General features: G+C 44.8%; 18 protein-coding genes and 4 tRNA genes. 20 read left to right on the top strand and 2 right to left on the bottom strand.

Annotated elements, in window-relative coordinates; translation table 11 throughout:
* The first annotated feature begins 98 nt into the window (after positions 1-98).
* The 5 genes from L4B77_RS10545 (at position 99) to L4B77_RS10525 (ending at position 1,793) form a co-directional block, all read left to right on the top strand.
* A tRNA-Gln gene (locus L4B77_RS10545) sits at positions 99-173 on the top strand.
* A 68-nt stretch (positions 174-241) separates the two neighbouring features.
* Positions 242-326: transfer RNA gene (locus L4B77_RS10540), tRNA-Leu, on the top strand.
* A 32-nt stretch (positions 327-358) separates the two neighbouring features.
* Positions 359-435 (top strand) — tRNA-Met (locus tag L4B77_RS10535).
* Positions 436-504: 69 nt separating this feature from the next.
* Positions 505-589: transfer RNA gene (locus tag L4B77_RS10530), tRNA-Leu, on the top strand.
* A gap of 157 nt (positions 590-746) precedes the next feature.
* Positions 747-1,793 (top strand): lactonase family protein, encoded by a 1,047-nt coding sequence (locus L4B77_RS10525; RefSeq protein ID WP_429750323.1) that lies wholly within the window; start codon positions 747-749, stop codon positions 1,791-1,793.
* 69 nt (positions 1,794-1,862) lie between these two features.
* Here the strand turns inward: L4B77_RS10525 and L4B77_RS10520 are convergent, their stop codons facing one another.
* Positions 1,863-3,038, bottom strand: coding sequence for a 2-octaprenyl-3-methyl-6-methoxy-1,4-benzoquinol hydroxylase (locus L4B77_RS10520; RefSeq protein ID WP_261839090.1), 1,176 nt, complete (start codon positions 3,036-3,038; stop codon positions 1,863-1,865).
* Between the two features lie 305 nt (positions 3,039-3,343).
* Between L4B77_RS10520 and miaB the strand changes: the two genes are divergently transcribed.
* The 5 genes from miaB to lnt all read left to right on the top strand — a co-directional run bounded on the left by miaB (position 3,344) and on the right by lnt (position 9,075).
* The gene (gene miaB / locus L4B77_RS10515) at positions 3,344-4,768 is read left to right on the top strand and encodes a tRNA (N6-isopentenyl adenosine(37)-C2)-methylthiotransferase MiaB (RefSeq protein WP_261839089.1); all 1,425 of its coding nucleotides are present in this window, start codon (positions 3,344-3,346) and stop codon (positions 4,766-4,768) included.
* 162 nt (positions 4,769-4,930) lie between these two features.
* Positions 4,931-6,052, top strand: a complete 1,122-nt coding sequence (locus tag L4B77_RS10510; protein ID WP_261839088.1) for a PhoH family protein — start codon at positions 4,931-4,933, stop codon at positions 6,050-6,052.
* Entirely contained in the window at positions 6,053-6,514 is a 462-nt protein-coding gene (gene ybeY / locus L4B77_RS10505; RefSeq protein WP_261839087.1) for an rRNA maturation RNase YbeY, read from the top strand. It begins immediately after the preceding gene.
* Between the two features lie 120 nt (positions 6,515-6,634).
* Entirely contained in the window at positions 6,635-7,525 is an 891-nt protein-coding gene (gene corC, locus L4B77_RS10500; RefSeq protein ID WP_261839086.1) for a CNNM family magnesium/cobalt transport protein CorC, read from the top strand.
* Positions 7,526-7,557: 32 nt separating this feature from the next.
* The gene (gene lnt / locus L4B77_RS10495) at positions 7,558-9,075 is read left to right on the top strand and encodes an apolipoprotein N-acyltransferase (RefSeq protein WP_429750319.1); all 1,518 of its coding nucleotides are present in this window, start codon (positions 7,558-7,560) and stop codon (positions 9,073-9,075) included.
* A 97-nt stretch (positions 9,076-9,172) separates the two neighbouring features.
* Here the strand turns inward: lnt and L4B77_RS10490 are convergent, their stop codons facing one another.
* Positions 9,173-9,643, bottom strand: coding sequence for a zinc ribbon-containing protein (locus tag L4B77_RS10490; protein ID WP_261839084.1), 471 nt, complete (start codon positions 9,641-9,643; stop codon positions 9,173-9,175).
* Positions 9,644-9,870: 227 nt separating this feature from the next.
* Between L4B77_RS10490 and leuS the strand changes: the two genes are divergently transcribed.
* The 10 genes from leuS (at position 9,871) to ybeD (ending at position 20,826) form a co-directional block, all read left to right on the top strand.
* The gene (gene leuS / locus L4B77_RS10485) at positions 9,871-12,447 is read left to right on the top strand and encodes a leucine--tRNA ligase (protein ID WP_429750316.1); all 2,577 of its coding nucleotides are present in this window, start codon (positions 9,871-9,873) and stop codon (positions 12,445-12,447) included.
* A 179-nt stretch (positions 12,448-12,626) separates the two neighbouring features.
* The gene (locus L4B77_RS10480) at positions 12,627-13,280 is read left to right on the top strand and encodes an LPS-assembly lipoprotein LptE (RefSeq protein ID WP_429750314.1); all 654 of its coding nucleotides are present in this window, start codon (positions 12,627-12,629) and stop codon (positions 13,278-13,280) included.
* A gap of 12 nt (positions 13,281-13,292) precedes the next feature.
* Positions 13,293-14,318 carry a DNA polymerase III subunit delta gene (gene holA / locus L4B77_RS10475; protein ID WP_429750312.1) on the top strand — a complete coding sequence of 342 codons (1,026 nt, stop codon included), beginning with the start codon at positions 13,293-13,295 and terminating at the stop codon, positions 14,316-14,318.
* A 66-nt stretch (positions 14,319-14,384) separates the two neighbouring features.
* On the top strand, positions 14,385-14,702 hold the full coding sequence (rsfS, locus tag L4B77_RS10470; protein WP_004735247.1) for a ribosome silencing factor: 318 nt from the start codon (positions 14,385-14,387) through the stop codon (positions 14,700-14,702).
* A gap of 3 nt (positions 14,703-14,705) precedes the next feature.
* The gene (gene rlmH / locus L4B77_RS10465; RefSeq protein ID WP_261839080.1) at positions 14,706-15,176 is read left to right on the top strand and encodes a 23S rRNA (pseudouridine(1915)-N(3))-methyltransferase RlmH; all 471 of its coding nucleotides are present in this window, start codon (positions 14,706-14,708) and stop codon (positions 15,174-15,176) included.
* Positions 15,177-15,183: 7 nt separating this feature from the next.
* Positions 15,184-17,076 carry a penicillin-binding protein 2 gene (mrdA, locus tag L4B77_RS10460; RefSeq protein WP_429750309.1) on the top strand — a complete coding sequence of 631 codons (1,893 nt, stop codon included), beginning with the start codon at positions 15,184-15,186 and terminating at the stop codon, positions 17,074-17,076.
* Positions 17,076-18,197 carry a rod shape-determining protein RodA gene (gene rodA, locus L4B77_RS10455; RefSeq protein WP_429750307.1) on the top strand — a complete coding sequence of 374 codons (1,122 nt, stop codon included), beginning with the start codon at positions 17,076-17,078 and terminating at the stop codon, positions 18,195-18,197. The genes mrdA and rodA overlap by 1 nt, the downstream gene beginning before the upstream one ends.
* Before the next feature lie 3 nt (positions 18,198-18,200).
* Positions 18,201-19,040: a septal ring lytic transglycosylase RlpA family protein gene (locus L4B77_RS10450; protein ID WP_372067868.1), complete on the top strand. Its 840-nt coding sequence runs from the start codon at positions 18,201-18,203 to the stop codon at positions 19,038-19,040.
* Between the two features lie 93 nt (positions 19,041-19,133).
* On the top strand, positions 19,134-20,315 hold the full coding sequence (locus L4B77_RS10445; RefSeq protein ID WP_429750305.1) for a serine hydrolase: 1,182 nt from the start codon (positions 19,134-19,136) through the stop codon (positions 20,313-20,315).
* 232 nt (positions 20,316-20,547) lie between these two features.
* Positions 20,548-20,826, top strand: coding sequence for a DUF493 family protein YbeD (gene ybeD / locus L4B77_RS10440; protein ID WP_029223108.1), 279 nt, complete (start codon positions 20,548-20,550; stop codon positions 20,824-20,826).
* Positions 20,827-20,944: the final 118 nt, after the last annotated feature.

The following is a 20,944-nucleotide window of genomic DNA, read 5'->3' as shown; positions in this document are numbered from 1 at the left end:
GGTAGACGCACCAGATTTAGGTTCTGGCGCCGAGAGGTGTGAGAGTTCAAGTCTCTCCGACCGCACCATTATTTAGATGTCTTAATTGATATCATTGTTGGGCTATCGCCAAGCGGTAAGGCACTGGCTTTTGATGCCAGCATTCCCTGGTTCGAATCCAGGTAGCCCAGCCACTACAACGTTACTTAGACAAACCATAAGTCTTCTTAACTATACTCTTCGCTAGAGTAAAAGCTTTGCTGCGGTCGTGGCGGAATTGGTAGACGCACCAGATTTAGGTTCTGGCGCCGAGAGGTGTGAGAGTTCAAGTCTCTCCGACCGCACCATTATTTAATAATGAATCTATTCGATTTATTATGGCTACTTAGCTCAGTTGGTTAGAGCACATCACTCATAATGATGGGGTCGCAGGTTCAAATCCCGCAGTAGCCACCAYTYTTTCTTTAAATAAGAAGACAACGTYATATYGAAYCACCAATATTGATATGACTATAAAGATTTGCTGCGGTCGTGGCGGAATTGGTAGACGCACCAGATTTAGGTTCTGGCGCCGAGAGGTGTGAGAGTTCAAGTCTCTCCGACCGCACCATTATTTAATAGAACCCGGCTTTTTAGCTGGGTTTTGTTTTATCTGAAAGATGTAAATCTGCAAGCCAAGTCACCAAGTATTCTCTTCTATAGCCTCACTTTTTCTGTAATTTTATTAGACAATGTCTGCTCTATTTTCTAACCGAGTATGACGACCTATGAAATATCTCCCTTTAATGATCGGTTGCTACACAGATTCTCCAAGTAACAGCCAAGGTGTATATCAAACTCAGTTAGATCGAGAAACGGGAGCGCTGTTACCTTTAGAGCTTATCGTTGCATGTTCTAATCCCTCGTTTGTTACCACGACAAAGCTTGGGATCTATACCGCTTCAGAAGTAGACCAGAATAGACAACCACAGCTAATCCATATACCTAATACTGATTCAAAAGTAGCACCCAATAGCGGGCTAATTTCAGGCGAGCACCCCTGCCATATTGCGATAGATCCCCACAATAAGTTTGCTATTACATCGCAATATTCAACAGGGACATTCGATATCTTTAGCTTAAATATCAATGGCAATATCGATAGACGACTTAAAACAATCAAGATGCTTGGTTCAGGACCGAACAAAGAGAGGCAAACCAGCCCACACGCTCATCAATGCCTGTTCTTAAAAAACTCACCACAATTTGTGACCGTCGATCTCGGCACCGATCGCATCAACTTCTATTGCTTTGACGAAGAGCAAGAGGAGTTCCTTGATGAGCCAATGCAGTCCATCAAAGTGCCATCCGGCAATGGACCTCGCCATTTAATCTTTAACAAAGCTGAAGACAGAGCCTATGTGGTCTGTGAACTCTCTGAAACATTACTGATTTTGGACAAGGTTTTAGGCATTTGGAATGTAGTGGAAGAGATTGATGCATTGCCTAATATGGAGAAGGGAGAAGCCGCAGCTGCGATTAAGCTATCGCCTGATGAGCAATTCCTTTATGTGTCATGTCGACACCAATCAAGAATCAGCAGCTTCAAAGTCGATTCTGAGACTCAAAAGCTGACTTTCATTGATAGCTACGACACTGAAGGTAAATTCCCAAGAGACTTCCATATAACTGACGATGGGAAATGGCTTATCGCCGCCAACCAGCACTCCAATAACCTCACTTCATTCAGACGAAATATTCAAGATGGCTCTCTCATCTATACGGGCTACTCTTTAGAGATTGATGTGCCCGTTTGTGTCACTCAGCAACCATAAGCACCCCAATAAAAAAGGAGAGCCTCTGCTCTCCTTCTTTTGTATCGCTCAGTCATTTGAACGAATCAATCACAGCCCCAAGGCGTATTTCAAGACTTGAGCTTTAATCGGCCCAGAGTTCTCTGCAAGTTTTAGCGCGGCATTACGTACAAACTTGAGTGGGCCAATGTCATTACTAAAGGCTTTGTAGAAAAAGTCCATTCCGCTTTGCATAAGTAGATTGTCGCCTCTTCTCATCACTTCATAGCGCCTCGTCACCGATTGACTCAATTCACCTTTCTCTTTGCTGATATCCAATAGTGCTGCCACATCTTTAAAGCCTAAGTTAACCCCCTGTCCTGCTAGAGGGTTAATCGTATGTGCAGAGTCCCCGACAAGAATACAGTTATTCTTCGAATAGGATTGAGCATGACGTCGCGTTAGAGGGAATGAACCTGCATTCAACACTTTGATATCCCCCAACTCAGAAGGAAAATGAGCGAGGACTTCATCCCGTAATTTTTCTGGGCTCATCGCAGAAAGTTGCTGAATGCGAGACGGTGAGTCATACCATACTAAAGACCCTTGCCCCACCTCTTTACCTTCAGACATGAGCGAACACAATGGCAGGAATGAGCGAGGGCCACTTGGTAAAAACTGCTGCCAAGTAATGTCTTGCTGCGGTAACGTCGTTGCGACATTGATAAGCATACAGTGTTGTCGGTAATCCCAAGCCGTAATTCCTATCCCGGCTTGCTGTCGAACTTTGGAATTTGCACCATCCGCACCAACCACCCACTGTGCTGATACTTGCAAACCGGATTGAAGTTTGACGATGTTGGTTTTACCAAACTCGATAGTGTCTAACTTCTCTGGGCACAACAGCGTTAAATTGTCGTAGGTATCAAACTGAGCCCATAAACCCAATTGAATTAATCGATTCTCAATGATGTAACCCAAACGAGGTAAATCAAGAGATTCGGCATTAAACCGAGTGCGACACTCAGAGTGCTCCCACGTTTCTAAGCGCTTATAAGAACAAATACGCATTGCAGCAATACTCTGCCACGCACCGAGCTCTTCGAGCAAATCAGCGGATGCTTGAGAAATCGCAGATACACGGATATCCATCGCTTGTGACTGATGGAAAGCTTCCGGAGAAAAGCCTTCAATGACCGCAACACGCAACCCTTGTTTAGCAAGACCAATCGCCGTTGCCGCACCAATCATGCCACCACCGACGACCACAACGTCATAATTGTTCATATTTTGTACTTATCGATTTGATTCTTTGACTGTTTTTGATTGTACTTTTTCATAACTACCTTGTAACCAAAAACCTTATTTGAAAAAAGCGCGATCCCTTATAGGGTATAGCGCCAACGATAATAGAAACCACTTGCGAAGAGATTTAATCAGACCACTAGTCAGTCGGTTTTTAAACCAGTACAATACGCCGCTTGCCGCTAGAGCCGTCATAAAATCAATACCTGACGATGGCAAACAGGCTTGCGGATAAAAACTGGGCGATTTGCTCCCTTAAATTAAACTAACGATCGAGCGAACAAAAAATGAGTAAGAAACTGCTAATTAAAACTTGGGGCTGTCAGATGAATGAATACGATTCATCAAAAATGGCCGACCTGCTTAACGCTGCAAATGGCTATGAGCTAACAGATGTACCTGAGGAAGCAGACGTACTCCTATTGAATACTTGTTCTATTCGCGAAAAAGCACAAGAAAAAGTATTCCACCAGCTTGGTCGTTGGAAAACGCTAAAGGATAAAAAAGAAGGTGTCGTGATCGGTGTGGGTGGCTGTGTAGCAACTCAAGAAGGCGATCATATTCGCCAACGTGCACCTTATGTCGACGTTATCTTTGGTCCACAAACATTACACCGTCTGCCAGAGATGATTAAATCATCACTGTCTAACGAAAAGCCAGTAATGGACATCTCGTTCCCAGAGATCGAAAAATTCGATAACCTGCCGGAGCCAAAAGCAGACGGAGCGACGGCATTCGTGTCTATTATGGAAGGCTGTTCTAAATACTGCACTTACTGCGTTGTACCATACACACGTGGTGAAGAAGTGAGCCGTCCGATGGATGACGTTTTGTTCGAAATCGCACAACTTGCCGAGCAAGGCGTACGTGAAGTAAACCTACTTGGACAGAACGTCAACGCATACCGTGGCCCAACTCATGAGGGTGAGATCTGTTCATTTGCTGAGCTTCTTCGCCTTGTGGCTTCTATCGATGGTATCGACCGCATTCGTTTCACGACAAGCCACCCACTCGAATTTGGTGACGACATCATTGAGGTGTATAAAGACACGCCTGAACTGGTGAGTTTCTTACACTTACCAGTTCAAAGTGGTAGTGACCGTATTCTCACGATGATGAAGCGTCCACACACTGCAATCGAATACAAATCTATCATCCGTAAACTGCGTAAAGCTCGCCCTGACATTCAGATCAGCTCGGACTTTATTGTTGGCTTCCCTGGTGAAACTAAGCAAGACTTCCAAGATACGATGAAACTGATTAAAGAAGTGGATTTCGATATGAGCTTCAGTTTTGTTTTCTCTCCTCGCCCAGGAACACCGGCAGCAGACTACCCATGTGATGTACCAGAACAAGAGAAGAAAGAGCGTCTGTACGAACTGCAGCAAACGATAAACACACAAGCGATGCGTTTTTCTCGTCTAATGTTAGGCACTGAACAACGTATTCTTGTTGAAGGTCCATCAAGAAAGAACCTAATGGAACTGCGTGGCCGAACTGAAAACAGCCGTGTTGTGAACTTCGAAGGTTCGGCTGATCTTATCGGTCAATTCGTCGACGTGAAGATCACTGAGGTTTACACCAACTCACTACGCGGTGAATTAGTCCGTACCGAAAAAGACATGGGCTTACGCGTTGTAATGACTCCTGCAGAAATGATGGAAAAAACAAAACGTGAAGACGACCTAGGTGTCGCGACATTTACGCCATAGGCAATACTACGGTTTGAGCACAAAGTGCAAACACAAAGCTTGAAATTACCTAACTGAGTGACCATCTTAGAAATAGGGAATCACCATCAGAAGCCCGGTCTAAATCGGGCTTCTTGCTCTTTTTCTTATTTAAGAGCAAGTGGTACAAAATGAGAGGCTAATTTGAGCAATAAAATCGTTACTTTAGAGATCAATCTAGAACCTGCCGACAACCAACGTTTAGCAAGTTTGTGTGGCCCATTCGACGACAACATCAAGCATCTTGAGCGTCGCCTAGGTGTTGAGATTAATTACCGCAGCAACTTCTTCACGATGGTTGGTAAACCTCATACGACAGCCGCGGCTTTAGACATCATCAAACACCTCTATGTGGAAACGGCTCCAGTTAAAGGCAAGATAATTGATATCGAACCCGAGCAAGTGCATCTGGCGATCACAGAATCTGGTATTTTGGAACAGCATGCCGAGTCGGAAATTGACTATGGCAAAGAAGTGACGATTAAGACCAAGAAAGGCATCATCAAACCTCGTACCCCAAACCAAGCCCAATACCTAATGAACATGGTCACCCATGACATCACCTTTGGTATTGGGCCGGCAGGTACCGGTAAAACGTACTTAGCTGTTGCGGCAGCCGTTGATGCACTTGAACGCCAAGAGGTTCGCCGAATCCTACTCACTCGTCCTGCTGTTGAAGCTGGTGAGAAGCTTGGTTTCTTGCCGGGTGATTTAAGCCAGAAAGTCGACCCCTATTTGCGTCCACTGTACGATGCACTGTTTGAAATGCTCGGCTTTGAGCGTGTTGAAAAGCTGATTGAGCGTAACGTAATTGAAGTCGCGCCACTGGCTTACATGCGTGGTCGAACATTGAATGATGCGTTTATCATTCTTGATGAGAGCCAAAACACCACAGTAGAACAGATGAAAATGTTCTTAACCCGTATTGGCTTTAACTCACGAGCCGTGATCACCGGTGATATCACGCAAATCGATTTGCCTCGTGGGGCTAAATCAGGCTTACGTCATGCAACAGAAGTACTGAGCGAAGTGGATGACATTAGCTTTAACTTCTTCATGTCCGAAGACGTCGTTCGCCACCCTGTAGTAGCTCGTATCGTCAATGCGTACGAAAAATGGGAAGCAAAAGACCAAAAAGAGCGTAAAGAGTTTGAAAAGCGCAAACGTGAAGAGCGCGAAGCTAAACTTCTTGAGGCTCAGCAGGCGGTTACGACACAATTAGCAACACAAAATAGCTCTGTAATTACAGAGCAAGGTGATAAATAGATGTCTATTGAACTAGACCTACAATTAGCGGTCGAAAATGAGCAAGGTCTTCCAACCAAACAGGATATTCAGCTTTGGCTAAACAAGACAATTCCTCAGTTTCAAGAGAACGCCGAGTTGACGGTTCGTATCGTAGATACCAAAGAAAGCCACCAACTCAACCATGAATATCGTGGAAAAGACAAGCCAACTAACGTGCTGTCTTTTCCATTCGAGGCTCCTCCAGGGATCGATTTAGATCTACTGGGCGACCTTATTATCTGCCGCCAAGTTGTCGAAAAAGAAGCAGAAGAGCAAAATAAGCCTCTGCTAGCACACTGGGCTCATATGGTTGTACATGGCAGCCTGCATCTGCTAGGTTATGATCATATCGAAGATGATGAAGCTGAAGAGATGGAGTCACTCGAAACAGAAATCATGCAAGCTATGGGGTTTGAAGACCCTTATATTCTAGAAAAATAAATTGATTCTAGTTAAGTAGATTGCAGAGAAACAATAACTCATCGAACCTGTTATTTTTACAGGAATCTGAGTTGTGATGTGTGCTATCACACTTCTGATAGCGTTATTTTTTGAGAAATCATGAACGAAGGTAACCCCCCCACTTCTGAGGGAAGTAAAAAATCTGAAGGTCCGAGTAGAAAGTCCTTCTTTGAACGCCTAGGCCAACTATTTCAAGGTGAGATGAAAGATCGCCAAGAGCTCGTCGATGTAATCCGCGACTCAGAAATCAATGACCTAATTGACCACGACACGCGCGACATGCTCGAGGGTGTTATGGAAATTTCAGAGATGCGAGTCCGCGATATTATGCTGCCTCGATCTCAAATGGTTACAGTTGAACGCACCGATGACTTAGACACATTGATTGCGCTGATTACTGATGCTCAACACTCTCGCTACCCAGTGATCAGTGAAGACAAAGACCATGTTGAAGGCATTCTATTAGCGAAGGACCTACTTAAGTACTTAGGTTCAGACAGTGCTCCATTTGACATCGAACAAGTGATTCGCCCTGTTGTTGTTGTTCCTGAAAGTAAGCGTGTTGATCGCCTACTGAAGGAGTTCCAAGAAGAGCGTTATCACATGTCTATCGTTGTCGATGAGTTTGGCGGTGTCTCTGGCCTAGTAACCATTGAAGATATCCTCGAAGAAATCGTTGGTGAAATTGAAGACGAGTTCGACGATGAGGAAGAGCTAGATATTCGTAAGCTGAGTAAGCATACTTTCTCTGTTAAAGCTTTAACAACCATTGAAGAGTTCAACGATACGTTTAACACAGCCTTCAATGATGACGAAGTGGATACAATCGGTGGGATGGTCATGACAGCACTCGGTCACTTGCCGGTTCGTGGCGAAATTGTAGAAATCGATAACTACCATTTCAAAATAACATCCGCAGATAACCGTCGTGTGATTCAGCTTCAGGTAACCATTCCTGACGAGCAGCCTCTTCCGACTATCGAAGAATAACAACTTCTCTCTAAAGAGATGACAGAAATCAGATGACTAATACCTTTATTCATCGCCTATTACGGCCGCTTGCGGCCGTTTTTGTTGGCGCTATAACCACTCTTTCATTCGCACCATACTCAATATGGCCTCTTGCGATTCTCAGCCCCGCATTACTGCTGCTACTGATCCATAACCGTTCGCCTAAACACGCACTTTGGATTGGTTACGCTTGGGGTTTAGGTCAATTTACAACGGGCGTCAGTTGGGTTTACGTCAGTATTGAACATTTTGGCGGTATGCCCCTGGCCGCCAACCTCTTTTTGATGGCATTGCTCATTGGCTACCTAGCCGTTTATTCTGGTCTGTTTACCTGGAGCTTGAACAAGTACTTCCCGACCAATAACTTAAGCCGCTTTTTCCTAGCAGCTCCAGCCCTGTGGCTAATCAGTGATTGGTTACGCGGATGGGTCATGACGGGCTTCCCTTGGCTTTGGTTAGGCTACAGCCAAATCGATTCGCCTTTGGGGTCATTTGCACCGCTTGGCGGCGTCGAGTTAGTGACTCTGGCTGTGATTGTTTCCGCCTCTGCACTTGCCTATATGATGATCAACAAACGATGGAGTGTTGGCCTCATCCCTGCAGTCGTATTTAGTGCCGGTTTTGGTATTCGAAATATCGATTGGGTCACGCCAAACCCTGAGAAAACTACGTCTGTCGTTTTAATACAAGGCAACATCGATCAAGACAGTAAATGGTTACCAAGTCATCGCTGGCCAACCATAATGAAATATACCGACCTAAGCAGAGAAAACTGGGACGCGGATATCATCATCTGGCCTGAAGCTGCAATTCCCGCGTTTGAAGTCGAGATCCCATCTTTCCTACGTAACTTAGATAGTGCAGCGAAGATGAACAACAGCTCGATCATCACAGGTGTGCTTAATCAGTCTGAAGATAAGAAATACTACAACAGTATTCTTTCTCTCGGTGTGAATCCATACGGTGAATACAGCTACGATCCAGACGAACGCTACCATAAACATCACCTATTGCCGTTTGGTGAGTTTGTGCCGTTTGAAGATATCTTACGCCCATTAGCGCCTTTCTTTAATTTGCCGATGTCATCATTCAGCCGTGGCGACTTTGTTCAACCAAACATCGTAGCAAATGGTCGTCACTTAGCGCCTGCGTTGTGTTACGAGATAGTCTTTAATGATCAAGTTAGACAGAACGTAACCGATGAGACTGACTTTATTTTAACGCTCTCTAACGATGCGTGGTTTGGACATTCGATAGGGCCATTGCAACATATGGAGATCGCACAGATGCGCGCTCTGGAGCTTGGTAAGCCTGTTATTCGCTCGACCAACAATGGGGTGACGGCCGTAACCGATTACAAAGGCAACATCATCAGGCAAATACCTCAGTTTGAAACGGCAGTACTGAAAGCTGAACTCATTTCAACAGATGGTCAAACGCCTTACCACACAGTCGGTACTTGGCCACTGTATATCTGGGCGATGCTCAGCTTGGTGATTGGTTGGGTAATAAGAAAGCCACAAAGCTAGATTAGACATTCGTAGAAAAGTGATTTGAGGGTTGACTGGCTGGGTCAACCCTTTTTTATTACTGTTGTTTTACCTTGATACGCTATGGTTCAGGAGCTTACGGCTTAAGGGCTTTTCGACTAAACCCTTTAGAACCACATTTAATGCATGGAATGATCGTCGTTGGATGGTTGTATTCAGTTTGATGCCCACAATCATCACATATCAGGGTGCCGAGTCCAATAACCTCATTTGCTTGGTATAACCCTTGTTGCTCCAGATCTTGAAATAATTCAACCCACTCCACCTTAGTACGATCAGTAATATCGAGTAACCCCTGCCAAATAGAGTCCGTAATCATCAAATAAAATGGACTACTCTTACTCTCTTCATAGCTTTCGGAGAACTCTTTTAAATCCGACTTTACGTAAGCGGAAATTAATGCAAGCTCATCTTTTGTCATGTCATTGGCGGCTTGGGCGAATTTACCTGACGTTTCAATTTTGTGGTTGAGCTCTTCAGGACTATGCTTCAGCGTTTCAATGACCTCTTCAACGACGTCTTCATAGAGCGTTTTTTTTATCGACATAAACGACCTCCTTAAGATTACAAACCTTTAACAAACAAATGTAATTCATACCTTTTAGCATAGCTCTTCTTAGCAATTAGATGAAATTTAGGCCATCAACCAGACTACAACTGCAAGTATGCAGGGTATAACTATTGTTGTACTCAGCTCCTTTAGGTATTCTATGATGATCTGTAAGATTCTGTTCTAACCGAACTCACAAATTCCAAGATAACCGGATACCATCGATGCAAGAACAATATAACCCGCAAGAGATTGAACAAAAGGTTCAACAACACTGGGATAACAGCGAGACTTTCGTTGTAAGTGAAGACCCAAACAAAGAAAAATTCTACTGTCTTTCTATGTTCCCTTACCCAAGTGGCCGACTGCACATGGGCCACGTGCGTAACTACACCATCGGTGATGTGGTATCTCGCTTTCAACGTCTACAAGGCAAAAACGTAATGCAACCAATTGGTTGGGATGCGTTCGGCCTGCCTGCTGAAAACGCAGCAGTTAAAAACAACACGGCGCCGGCACCATGGACTTACGAAAATATTGAGTACATGAAGAACCAGCTTAAACTTCTAGGCTTTGGTTACGACTGGAACCGTGAATTCGCAACCTGTACGCCTGAGTACTACCGTTGGGAGCAAGAGTTCTTCACTAAGCTTTACCAACAAGGCCTCGTTTACAAGAAGACTTCTTCTGTGAACTGGTGCCCAAATGACCAAACGGTTCTGGCAAATGAGCAAGTAGAAGATGGTTGCTGCTGGCGTTGTGATACGCCGGTAGAGCAAAAGAAAATTCCACAGTGGTTCATTAAAATCACTGAATACGCTCAAGAGCTACTCGACGATCTAGACAACCTTGAAGGTTGGCCTGAAATGGTTAAGACCATGCAGCGCAACTGGATCGGTCGCTCTGAAGGTGTTGAGCTATCTTTCGCTGTTAACGGCGAAGAAACACCATTAGAAGTCTACACAACACGTCCAGATACACTGATGGGCGTCACTTACGTAGGTATCGCAGCTGGTCACCCTCTGGCAGAGAAAGCAGCGAAGAGCAACCCAGAACTTGCGGCCTTCGTTGAAGAGTGTCGTAACACTAAAGTCGCTGAAGCTGAACTTGCAACGATGGAAAAGAAAGGTATGGATACAGGCCTAACGGCTATCCACCCTCTTAACGGTCGTGTTGTTCCTGTATACGTAGCAAACTTCGTACTTATGGATTACGGCACAGGTGCGGTAATGGCGGTTCCTGCTCACGATCAACGTGACTACGAGTTCGCAACTAAGTACGGCATCGATATCATCCCAGTCATCAAACCTGAAGACGGTTCTGAACTGGATGTGTCTGAAGCGGCTTACACTGAAAAAGGTGTCCTGTTCGACTCTGGTGAATTCGATGGTCTTGCGTTCCAAGAAGCATTCGATGCAATTGCTGCGAAGCTTGAAGCTGAAGGCAAAGGTAAGAAGACAGTAAACTTCCGTCTACGTGACTGGGGCGTTTCTCGTCAGCGTTACTGGGGTGCGCCAATCCCAATGGTCACCACTGAAGACGGTCAAGTTCACCCAGTACCCGCGGACCAACTGCCCGTTATTCTACCTGAAGACGTGGTAATGGATGGCGTAACGAGCCCTATCAAGGCAGACAAGTCTTGGGCTGAAACCACATTCAATGGCGAACCTGCGCTACGTGAGACGGATACGTTCGATACGTTCATGGAGTCTTCATGGTACTACGCACGTTACTGTTCACCACAAGCTGACGACATTCTAGATCCTGAAAAAGCAAACTACTGGCTACCCGTTGACCAATACGTTGGTGGTATCGAACACGCTTGTATGCACCTGCTTTACTCTCGTTTCTTCCACAAGCTTCTGCGTGATGCGGGTTACGTAACGTCTGACGAACCGTTCAAGCAACTGCTATGTCAAGGCATGGTTCTGGCTGACGCGTTCTATCACGAAAACGACAAAGGCACTAAAGAGTGGATTGCACCGACAGATGTCACAGTTGAACGTGACGCAAAAGGTCGCATTGAAAAAGCCGTCGACAACCAAGGCCGTGACGTAGAGCACTCAGGCATGATCAAAATGTCTAAGTCTAAGAATAACGGTATCGACCCACAAGAGATGGTCGACAAGTACGGTGCAGATACAGTGCGTCTATTCATGATGTTTGCATCACCTGCTGATATGACGCTTGAATGGCAAGAATCTGGTGTTGAAGGGGCAAACCGCTTCCTTAAACGTGTATGGAAACTGGTTCACGCTCACTCTTCTAAAGGTGCGGCTGAATCGGTTGACGCTTCTGCGCTATCTGGCGACCAAAAAGCACTGCGTCGTGATGTCCACAAGACTATCGCGAAAGTAACGGACGATATTGGCCGACGCCAAACGTTCAACACAGCAATCGCTGCGATCATGGAACTGATGAACAAGCTAGCGAAAGCGCCACAAGAATCAGCACAAGACCGTGCCATTCTTGACGAAGCACTTAAAGCCGTGGTTCGCATGCTTTACCCAATGACTCCACACATCTCATACGAAATGTGGATTGCGCTTGGTGAATCAAACGTAGACTCAGCAACATGGCCAACTTTCGATGAGAAAGCGCTAGTTGAAGACGAGAAAACTATCGTTGTCATGATCAACGGTAAGCTACGTGCGAAACTAACGGTTGCTGCAGATGCCACAGAAGAGCAAGTTCGTGAGCTTGGTCTAAACGATGAGAACGCTAAGAAGTTCCTAGATAGCTTAACGATTCGTAAAGTTATCTTCGTACCTGGTAAGCTTCTAAACATCGTTGCTAACTAATTTCGTTAGCACCATGCCATTGCTAAAGAATTAACGAACTTAATTCATCAAAAGCAGTCTGTAGACAGGGTAACTAATTACCCTGTCTACTTATTTAAGCGCTTTAGACTTGAGCCTAACCACTCAAACGAACTAAAGCCTTTAAATAAGTATTCTACCGTCATGAGAGCCATCCAATAATGCGCCTGATTTCACTATCTTCATTGAAAGTTACTGTTGTTGTTTTAACCGTTAGCCTATTAAGTGCGTGTGGTTTCCACCTACGTGGTGATTACTCAGTGCCTGAAGAGCTTAACAAGATCTCAGTAACCAGTTACGACCAATACAGTACGTTTACGCGTATGATGAAAGGTCAACTGCGTCTGAATAATGTTGAAATTGTGCCACCGACTGAGAACACCCCTAACCTGCATATTATTAGTGAGAGCGTTGCTGAACGAACGCTGTCTCTCTACCAAAACACTCGTGCAGCAGAGAAAGAACTAACATTTCGAGCTTCATATCGAGTAACGATTCCTGAAATTGGCTCAAAAACATTCTCAACCAGTGTAACCCGTAGTTATCTTGATAACCCGTTAACCGCACTCGCGAAATCGGTTGAACGAGACATGATCGAAGATGAAATGCGAAAACTTGCGACAAGCCAGATCCTTCGTCAGATGGCTCGATTGAAAGCCACGATTGCGGCAGGGAGCATGGAGCATGAAGCTTTGGAAAACGTACAAGTGAAAGACCTTGAGCAGCAGTATGACATCAAGAACATCGAAATTGACGACGTTGAGAGCACTTCAAGCTCAACCGATCAATCACAATCAATTGAATCTGTTGAATAATAGGTCTATTTGATGCGTATTTTTGCTGACCGCTTGTCTGAGCAACTCGCTAAACAGTTGAGTAATGTTTACCTCATTTTTGGTAACGAGCCACTACTGCTGCAAGAGAGCCGAGAAGCGATTCAACAAGCGGCAAAACAACAAGGCTTCGAAGAACGTCACCGTTTTGCAATTGATAGCAGTCTAGATTGGAATCAAGTCTACGACTGTACTCAAGCACTGAGCCTATTTTCAAGTCGCCAGATCATCGAGCTTGAGCTGCCGGAATCTGGGGTTAATGCGGCGATAGCGAAAGAATTACTCGTGATTTCTGAGCATATCCACAACGATATCTTATTGATATTAATAGGAACGAAACTGACGAAGGCTCAGGAGAATGCTAAATGGTTTAAGGCACTCTCGAACCAAGGGCATTGGGTAAGCTGTTTAACGCCAGATGTCGGTCGATTACCTCAGTTTGTCCAAGCACGCTGCCGTAAAATCGGTTTATCACCCGATCCTGAAGCCATTCAGATGCTCGCGCAATGGCACGAAGGCAATCTTTTTGCTCTGACACAAAGCTTAGAAAAATTGGCGCTTCAGTATCCCGATGGAAAGCTCACATTAGTCCGCCTTCAAGAGTCACTAAGCCGACACAACCATTTTACTCCATTCCATTGGAGTGACGCCTTACTGGCAGGTAAAGGGAATCGAGCACAACGAATTCTAAGACAATTGGAAGCGGAAGGTATTGAGCCCGTTATTTTACTGCGTAGCGTACAACGTGAGCTTGTTTTGCTATTACAAATGCAGCAACAAATGCAGCAGATGCCGATTGGTCAGGTCTTCGAGAAACAGCGTATCTGGCAATCAAAGAAGCCTCTTTATAACGCGGCGCTAACCAGAGTTTCAATGTCTCAATTACACTCCCTGTTTGCATTGCTTACTCAAGCTGAATTGATCACAAAAACCCAGTATGAGCAGTCGCCTTGGCCACTAATTCATCAGTTGAGTGTGGAGTTTTGTCTCCCTTCAGCTTCAATACCATCTCACGTATAAAAGCGTGTTATATTCTAGGGTCAATAGATCCTAAACAAAGCTAAATTCAGATTAAAGGAACACCCCGTGTTACGTGAAGAATTAAAAGATTTTCTTGCCGACAAAGCCGACGACATGAAAGCAGAATCGATTGTGACTATCGATGTCGAAGGTAAATCAAGTGTGACTGATTACATGATTGTTTGTACTGGCACCTCGAAACGCCATGTTGCCTCTATTGCACAGCATGTTGCTGATGAAGTGCGTAAAGCGGGTATGCAACCACTCGGTATGGACGGCCAGCAAGAAGGTGAATGGGTTGTTCTAGATATGGGCACAAGTATGCTTCACGTTATGCAAGAAGAGCATCGTGAACTGTACCAACTCGAAAAACTTTGGGGCTAAGCTTTGAAGATCCAGTTAATCGCAGTTGGTACAAAAATGCCAAAGTGGGTTGAAGAAGGGTTTCAAGAATACAAACGCCGCTTCCCTCACGATATGCCATTAGAGCTCGTTGAGATCACGGCAGGAAAGCGCGGTAAAAATGCCGACATTGCACGCATTCTTCAAAAAGAAGGCGAAGCCATGCTGGCTGCGGTTCCAAAAGGTAACCGCATTGTCACGCTTGATATCCCAGGTAGAAAGTGGGATACCCCTCAACTGGCTGAGCAGCTAGAAAGTTGGAAGTTGGATGGACGTGATGTGTCTATCCTTATTGGGGGCCCTGAAGGATTAGCACCAGCTTGTAAATCGGCAGCAGATCAGAGCTGGTCTTTATCAGCACTGACGCTTCCTCACCCATTAGTACGCGTGATCATGGCCGAAAGCTTATATCGAGCTTGGAGTATCACAGCTAACCACCCTTATCATCGAGAATAAGCTGTTAATGTTACGTAAACGTAGCCAAATCCGTGATTACAAAGCAGAAGCACGACTATTTACTGGCCGTGCTTTTGTTGCGTTTATAGGGATCATTGTGATGATGTCGATATTGGTGGCTAACCTGTACCATATCCAGATCAATCAATATCAGGACTATAAAACGCGATCGAACGATAACCGAATCAAGGTCGTTCCAATAGCCCCTACCCGAGGTTTAATTTACGACCGAAATGGGGTGCTTTTGGCCGAAAACCGCCCTGTTTTCAACCTGGAAATCATACCTGAAAAAATTCAAGATATGGAGGGGACGCTGCGTCGCTTACAAGCGTTAATCGAGATCCCACCAGAACGTATCGAACGCTTTAATCGTGAGCGTCTTAATTCACGACGCTTTAAATCAGTCCCGATTTTAAATCAGCTGACCGAAGAGCAAGTGGCCGTCTTTTCTGCAAATCAACACAAATTTCCTGGCGTTGAAGTAACAGGAACATTGAAACGTTTCTACCCTTATGGTGATGTGCTGACTCATGTAATCGGCTACGTATCTCGCATCAATGATCGTGATATACAACGCTTAGCGAGAGAAGAAAAAGACGCCAATTACCAAGCGACTCGCGACATCGGTAAACTTGGCATTGAGCGCTACTACGAAGACATACTTCACGGTACCGCGGGCTATCAAGAAGTCGAAGTCAACAGCCGTGGACGAGTGATCCGCACCCTGAAGTTTGTCCCTTCAGTTCCGGGTAAAGATATCGTGCTCAATTTAGATATCAAACTGCAGCTGTATGTACATAAATTACTGGATAACCGCCGTGGTTCAGCCATTGTTCTCGACCCGAAAGACAATGGCGTATTAGCCATGGTGTCGAGTCCAAGCTACGACCCAAATGCATTCGTACATGGTATTTCGTCTAAAGGTTATAACGCGCTGCTTCAAGACAAAGACCGACCTTTGGTTAACCGTGCGACGTTAGGAATTTATCCACCAGCTTCGACGATCAAACCCTTCATTGCTGTGGCAGCTTTGCAAGAAGGCGTTATTACACCGAAGACAACGCGTAATGACCCAGGTTATTGGAAGATCCCTAACTCAAAAACAAGACCATTCCGTGATTGGCTACGCTGGGGACACGGCGTGGTTGATATAGAAAAAGCGATTGAAGAGTCGGTGGATACTTTCTTTTACCAAATAGCTTACGATCTTGGTATTGATCGCATATCTAAATGGATGATGATGTTCGGATTTGGTGATTATACTGGCATCGATATCTATGAAGAGAGTAAAGCTAATATGCCAACCCGTGATTGGAAGATGGCAAGACACCGTGAGCCTTGGTACCAAGGTGACACCATCCCCGTTGGCATTGGTCAAGGTTACTGGACTGCGACCCCTATGCAGATTGCAAAAGCCACATCTGTATTAGTTAATGAAGGGGAAGTCAGAGCCCCTCATCTATTGCGTGCAACCATAGATAACAGTCGCCCGTTCGATGAACAAGTCATGTCGGACATTGAAACTTACCCACCGCTGACCGGCGTTAAGAAAAAGTATTGGGAAATCGCTCAGGAAGGCATGCGACGGGCTAACCATGGTAAGAAAGGTACGGCAAGGCGCTCATTCCAGAAGATGTCTTACCAAACTGCAGGTAAATCCGGTACAGCACAGGTATTCGGCCTAAAAGAAGATGAAGAGTACAACGCAGACGAAATCGCGGAGCACTTACGCGATCACGCTCTCTTTACCGGTTATGCACCTTTTGAAGCTCCTGAAGCGGTTGTGACTATCGTTCTAGAGAACGCCGGTGGCGGTTCGTCAAATGGCGGCCCGGTAGTAAGAAGAATTTTAGACCATATTATCCTTGCAGATGATTATGAAAGTAAGGCAATAAAATAATGAAACTTGATCCATCAACTGGACGAAATAGAGCTCTATTTGAAAGGCTGCATATCGACCTACCACTCTTGCTTGGCATTCTGGTTTTAATGGGCTTTGCCCTACTGATCATGTACAGCGCAAGCGGAAAAAGCCTTGTAATGATGGATCGTCAGGCGATGCGCATGGCTCTGTCTCTCGGTGTGATGATCTTCTTGGCTCAAATCTCACCGCGAACCTATGAAAGCTTAGCTCCCTTATTATTTACTGGAGGGGTCATTTTGCTACTCGGCGTACTGTTCTTTGGTGAAGCCTCTAAAGGCGCTCAGCGCTGGCTGAATTTCGGCTTTGTTCGATTTCAACCTTCCGAGTTATTAAAGCTAGCCGTACCTTTAATGTTGGCGCGATTTATCGGTAAGCGCTCGCTTCCACCGACTTTCCAAACGTTAGCGATCTCTCTCGTGATGGTGTTTGTACCGACGATTTTAATCGCAAAGCAACCTGATTTAGGCACCTCTATCCTTATCGCTGCGTCCGGTATATTCGTGATATTCCTTGCAGGTATTAGCTGGAAGATCATCGCCAGTGCGGCAATTGCACTGGGTGGGTTTATTCCCATTTTGTGGTTTTTCTTGATGCGCGAATATCAAAAAGTACGCGTAAGAACCCTTTTTAATCCTGAGTCCGATCCATTAGGAGCGGGTTACCACATTATCCAGAGTAAAATAGCGATAGGCTCCGGGGGTATCTCAGGAAAAGGCTGGCTACAGGGCACTCAATCTCAATTGGAGTTCATTCCAGAACGACACACTGACTTTATTTTTGCCGTGATTGCTGAAGAATGGGGCATGATCGGCATTTTGTGCTTACTCGCCATCTACCTGTTCATTATTGGACGCGGTTTAGTACTTGCCAGCCAAGCTCAAACCGCATTTGGTCGAATGATGGGCGGCAGTATTGTACTGAGTTTCTTTGTCTATATTTTCGTAAACATTGGCATGGTGAGTGGCATTCTGCCCGTCGTGGGCGTCCCTCTTCCTCTAGTCAGTTATGGCGGTACTTCAATGGTTACCTTGATGGCGGGCTTTGGTATTTTAATGTCAATTCATACACACAGAAAAGCATTCTCAAAGGCGACCTAATCGATGTCTACTTTAACGTCTCCCAAAAAAAACATCTTGGCTGATAAACTGCCAATCAAAAAAATAGTCTCTATTGTTGGCCTTGCTATTTTCATCAATGGTTGTTCTTCAAATAAGCCCAGCGGTCGCTATGATATCGACGCTGATATTGCGCCCGATTCTCCTATTTCAGTGGAGCACATAGAGGATGCTCACCCTCAATATGAACCATACAGTTTAGGGGGGAATAGTGATTACACTCTGCGGGGTAAAGACTATAAAATAGTCAAAAAAGCGGAAGGGTTTAAAGAGCGAGGCAAAGCATCCTGGTACGGTAAAAAATTTCATGGCCACTTAACCTCAAATGGCGAGATCTACGACATGTATTCCATGTCGGCAGCGCACAAAACATTGCCTATTCCAAGCTATGTAAAAGTAACCAACACCGATAACAACAAAACGACAATTGTTCGTATCAATGACCGCGGCCCATTTCATGAAGGGCGAATCATTGATCTTAGTTATGCGGCAGCTTACAAACTCGATGTATTGAGAACAGGCACTGCAAATGTCGAGATTGAGGTCATCACTGTTGCGATGCCAAACGACGTAAATAAAAAGGCCACTTTACCGCAATTTATTATTCAGGTCGCCACGTCTTCTTATAAAGATAGAACAGAGAAGTTAGCCAAAGATCTCGGTGAAAAACTAGCAGTAGCCACCTTCTTGCAGTCAAATGACGACAACTACCGATTAATGCTTGGGCCATTTCATGACTATGCTCTGACTCAAGAGAAGTTAAAACAAGTTAAGTTAATGGGTTACCCGTCAGCTTATATAAAAAAACAGACGCTAAATCGCTAATTAACTTAAAAGTTACTTCTGGTAATCAACGCTCTGGTGTGACAGAGTGATTCTGTTAATATACCAATAGTTCACCAAATAATTGCATTCAAAATGATAAAATCTAATAAACTTGTTAAATCGATTTTTGCTACTTCTGTTGCACTTTCAGCAACGATAGCGACATCGTCATTCGCCGATCCAATTGTTGTACCTGATGCACCACAAATCGCCGCTAAGGGTTTTGTTTTGATGGATTACCATTCGGGCAAAGTACTAGCAGAGAAAGAGATGAACACTCAACTTTCTCCAGCAAGTTTAACCAAGATGATGACAAGCTACGTCATTGGCCAAGAGCTAAAACGTGGCAACATCACCTCAGACGACGATGTAGTGATCAGTGAAAACGCTTGGGCTAAAAATTTCCCAGACTCATCTAAGATGTTCATCGAAGTTGGTACAACGGTTAAAGTTAAAGAGTTGAACCAAGGCATTATCATCCAATCGGGTAACGACGCCTGTGTGGCGATGGCTGAGCATATTGCAGGCTCTGAAGATGCGTTCGTTGACCTAATGAACGCTTGGGCAAGCTCTATCGGTATGGACAACACGCACTTTGTAAATGTTCATGGTCTAGATAACCCAAACCTACGCTCAACGCCTTATGATATGGCGCTACTGGGTCAAGCCCTAATTCGTGACGTCCCTGACGAGTATCGAATCTATTCACAGAAAAAATTCACTTACAACGGTATTACCCAATACAACCGAAATGGTTTGTTGTGGGATAAAAGCATGAACGTGGATGGCATTAAGACAGGCCATACCAGCCATGCTGGATTTAACCTAGTAAGCTCAGCAACAGAAGGTAAAATGCGCCTAGTTGCCGTGGTGATGGGCACGAAAAGTGCTAACGCTCGTAAAACAGAAAGCAAGAAACTACTGAGCTATGGTTTCCGTTTCTTCGAAACAGTTGCACCACATAAAGCGGGTGAAACTTTCGTTGATGAGAAAATTTGGATGGGTAGCCAAGACACGGTTGCTTTAGGTGTGGATGAAGATACGTTCGTGACTCTACCTCGTGGCCAAGCCAAGAACCTAAAAGCAAGCTTCGTTCTTGATAAAGAGCTAGAAGCACCAATCAGTAAGGGCGATGTTGTCGGTAAGCTGTTCTACCAAGTAGATGGTGAAGACGTTGCAGAATACCCACTGCTCGCACTTGAAGATGTAGACCAAGGTAGCCTATTTAGCCGCCTATGGGACTACCTAGTACTGCTGTTCAAAGGTTTATTCTAAATAAGTCAAAAGTTTGTTCTAAGCAATAGACTCGCTTATTGCAAAACTAACTGGATGAGTAAGCTCATAATTTACTCTTCAGTTAAACAAAAGCCGCCATGTGCGGCTTTTGTTGATCTTGAGTTCGGTGATATTTACACGTAATATTCCGCCTTATTACTCGTGTCTGTTGACCGAACACGCTTTTTATCGACATTTCGCCAATTTGCGAGAGTCTAGCCTTTTGGAGCTAATCATGAACATCAATTCTGATGCAAAACTAAAAGACCTCTTAGAGTTCCCTTGTTCATTCACTTACAAAGTAATGGGCTACGCTAAACCAGAGCTGACTGAGTTAGTACTAGAAGTGATCCAGCGTCATGCTCCTGGTGACTACAGCCCAACGCTAAAACCGAGTGCAAAAGGCAACTACCACTCAGTTTCTATCAATATTACTGCGACATCAATTGAGCAAGTCGAAACGCTGTATAAAGAACTCGGTGAGATCGAAATCGTTCGTATGGTACTGTAATCTCCGATGACACATGAAAAACAGCGGCTTATTGCCGCTGTTTTTGTTTAAAGCCCCCTATTGACGTCAAATTCATTCAACTGAATTTTCAATAAATACAAAGAAAGTTGAAAAACCT

It is taken from the genome of Vibrio minamisatsumaniensis (assembly GCF_050337445.1).
GTDB classification, from domain to species: Bacteria; Pseudomonadota; Gammaproteobacteria; order Enterobacterales; family Vibrionaceae; genus Vibrio; species Vibrio artabrorum.
Note: the sequence above shows the minus strand (reverse complement) of the source record. Positions and strands in the feature narration are given on the sequence as shown.